Below are 3,207 nucleotides of genomic sequence, written 5' to 3' on the forward strand. Positions count from 1 at the left end.
ATGTCGGTGCTGTCGGTGGTCACGGCGATCATGTTGAAGATGACGGCGAGGATTGCGCTGGCCTACTGGGGCACGAAACTCATCAACCTGGGCAATGCGGAAGGCTTGTCTTCGCAGGCCTTGCAACAGGGGGGGATCGGGTTGATTGCCACTGCGTTGATCGTGTCCCTACCGGCGATCGGAGCGGCGTTGTGGCAGGGCAATATGAGCAACTTTATGGCCTACACGGTATTCAATCCAACTGGCTCTTCTGGATCGCCAGGACCGCAGGGGCAGCCGCCGGGGTCTTATGTGCCGGCGCAGGCGGCGCCGAATAGTCATAGAGCTGACAGTCGTAATGGAGAAGCATCTTCTAATTCTAATCAACCAAGTAGAGTTACAGGTGCGACACCCACAGTGCCTTCACTGCCAACAGGATCACGCGGACAAGCTGGACGAGATCGTGATAATTCCTGAAATTTTTGTTAGAAACCCCATGGCAAGTTAGCATTAAAAAGAGAGCGAACCTATGAAATACTTGACATGCATGGCTTTTTTTATGCTAATTTTTTCAATTGATGCAAATGCGGAGGGTAATTGCCCCCCTGGACAGTATCCGATTGGCGGCCAGGGAGCAGTTGGTTGCGCGCCAATACCACAAGATATCCCAGAAACACAAAAAGCGCGCCCTGCTGGCAAATGGCTCAAGACATGGGGGGCAGTTGCGGATGATGGTGCCGATGATGTCGGTGTATCGTCAGATAAGATAAGTAAAAATGAGGCTGAAAATGAGGCCGTTGAAAAATGCCAAGGCGCTAGTAAACATAAGTGTCATGTTATTCACGCTTATGAAAATCAATGTGTCGCAGTAGCGGAGCCTGCTCAGAAAAAAGGGGATTTCATCAGGAATGTTGCTTCCGGTCCTTCCGTCAATGAAATAAGCAGCAGGGCTACTTATAACTGCGAAAAAGACAATGCAACTACTAGGTGCAATATTATTTATACGAATTGCACAAGGCAAATATTCCAGAGATTTTAATAAGGTAAAAGAGTGAATTTTATCCACCAAATCTATCAGGGATAGATATGCTATGGATGAAAGAGAGATTTTCGATGCGCATCTGGTGTGCGTCGCCATCCTGGCGGCGCGACACAATCTGGTGATGTGAATGGAGTACAGAAAGCACGGGGTTTTTCTGCTTGCCCTGTTTCTGGCGGGATGCAATCCCATGAGTGCCACATCTGGCAAGACTGGCGCGGCGCAAGTGAATGCCGATGGCAACCCCATCTACCGCAAAAACCCGCATCCTGCCCAGGCGTACCGCATTACGATGAAAATCGAAGATGCGCCTGGGCCATTCGGTTATATTTCGGGTGTTGCTGGCTATCAGATGATGAATCACGACGGCTGTACGCCGGTTGACAACCATCTCTTAGGCATGTCGACAAAACCCAATGAAGCTGACATTCCGCTTCAATTCAAGAAGCTCGATGAATCCACTTACATAGCAATACTGTATGCCGATGGCATGATCGATGCTGACTACTATGGCATGGGCGTCTGCCGGTTCGAGCTGATCGGCGTTGGCATTACCCTGCGTGCGACCGGGAAACGCGAGGAAACGCGCTTCCAGCCTTGGTTAATCAAGAGCGATATTGATAAAGGAGACCCTCGGGTCATCTATTTTTGGAAGGGGCGTTACCCAAAAGAAGAAGATATGGATGATTTTCCCGATGATGGTGAGACGAATGTTGACCATTTCAATGAAAAAGCGCGCCATAATATATTCAAGGTCACACTAACCACGGAGAAGGTAAGTTCATGAGCATGACCAGCCTGCAATATGCATCGCTTGCCCGCGATGTCTATGCCACACCTCAAGAAACGGGTCCCCATAGTAATCCTGTCAGAATCGGCGACGCTTTATATCAACGCCTCGAATACGTGGACTGCGCATCTGGCTATCAAGGCATCCTCTACAAGAAGATGGATACAGGCGAGCTTATTATCGCCCACCGTGGTACTGAATCCGAACGTCAGATGATGATGGATGGTCTGCTCGCCGATGGTGGCATGGTTTTCACGCGTCACAACGCACAAGCTGCCGATGCCATCGCGTTTACCCAGCATGTATTGAAATATGCACAAACCATCAGCAAGGACCGCGAAGCGCTTTCTGTCACAGTCACCGGACACTCCCTTGGCGGCAATCTGGCGCAGGTCACCGCACATTATTTCGATTTACACGGAGAAACCTTCAACGCCTACGGCGCGGTGAGCCTGGACCGGCGCATCCCCGAAGGCGGCAACACTGTTATCAATCATGTGATAGCCGGCGACCCGGTNTGTCGATCATCCGCATGGATTACACACGCACAATCCGTTGAGCGCGGCTGAGCAGTTGATGACGACGGCGCACGGGATCCAAAACTTCCTGCCAGTCGATGCCATGGGGCGGCACGCCCACTCGGTACTGCAAGACGCCTCGGCGCAGGATTTAGCTCGTCAGCACGAGCCGATGATCTCCCACTACCGACACGATGTTGCGACATTACGCGCCGGTTTGACCTTGGGCGCGCGTGGCGTGCAGGGTGCAATGAACGATGCCGTCGATGTGCTGCGCGGCGCCGAAGCGCCAGGCGCGGGCCGTCGTGCCATGGACGCGCCCACATGGCCCGAGCAGATGCAGCATCTCCATGCAAAGCACGAACATGGCACAGCCATCCAGGAGGCATGGCAGGTGCCATTGCAGGTACCCGACAACGAACCTGTGCCGAGCATGGCGACGTCGCCGCAACCGCAGGCGGTGATGCACGCCCAACAACAATCCGCAGGACCATTCAACGATCCTTATCTCGACAGGATGTATGCCGCGTTGCAAGCGGGCGACAACGATGCGCTTGACCGTATTGCCGTTGAATTCTCGCAATCCCCCGAAGGGCAGCGGATGATCCAGTTAGGCGATGAGCTGTATGCTCAGCAACAGCAGTTGGAACAGCAAATGGCGCGCAGCCCGCAGCAACCATCGCTGGGGCGGTGACTGGGATCAACGATGCAGGGAATAGCATGACATGACAGCGTTGGTGCTGCCGGTGGTCGGTCACTTGCAACGACCAGAACGTACCGATGGAGCGCTCCGGCATACGGTGGCGCGCGCGATGCAGTGGGTGAGCGTGATCGCGCTGACGGCCAGCACCTTCTGGGTGATGTTGCTTGGCTATCGCATC

General features: G+C 53.4%; 4 protein-coding genes and 1 pseudogene. All 5 read left to right on the plus strand.

All coding sequences use genetic code 11. The features are described 5' to 3' along the window. Positions 1-456: pseudogene (locus tag XALGPE39_RS15870) on the plus strand (Type IV secretion system protein virB6); the annotation flags it as partial. Between the two features lie 52 nt (positions 457-508). Then, entirely contained in the window at positions 509-1,018 is a 510-nt protein-coding gene (locus tag XALGPE39_RS14950) for a DUF4189 domain-containing protein (RefSeq protein WP_082061783.1), read from the plus strand. 190 nt (positions 1,019-1,208) lie between these two features. Then, complete coding sequence (locus XALGPE39_RS00015; RefSeq protein WP_045726468.1) at positions 1,209-1,805, plus strand: hypothetical protein; 597 nt, start codon at positions 1,209-1,211, stop codon at positions 1,803-1,805. Next, complete coding sequence (locus tag XALGPE39_RS16265) at positions 1,802-2,377, plus strand: DUF6792 domain-containing protein (protein ID WP_052689936.1); 576 nt, start codon at positions 1,802-1,804, stop codon at positions 2,375-2,377. Before XALGPE39_RS00015 ends, XALGPE39_RS16265 begins: the two co-directional genes overlap by 4 nt. A 7-nt stretch (positions 2,378-2,384) precedes the next feature. Continuing rightward, positions 2,385-3,020 carry a hypothetical protein gene (locus XALGPE39_RS16270; protein ID WP_235429713.1) on the plus strand — a complete coding sequence of 212 codons (636 nt, stop codon included), beginning with the start codon at positions 2,385-2,387 and terminating at the stop codon, positions 3,018-3,020. Positions 3,021-3,207: the final 187 nt, after the last annotated feature.

It is taken from the genome of Xanthomonas sp. GPE 39 (assembly GCF_000963005.1).
Classification (GTDB): domain Bacteria; phylum Pseudomonadota; class Gammaproteobacteria; order Xanthomonadales; family Xanthomonadaceae; genus Xanthomonas_A.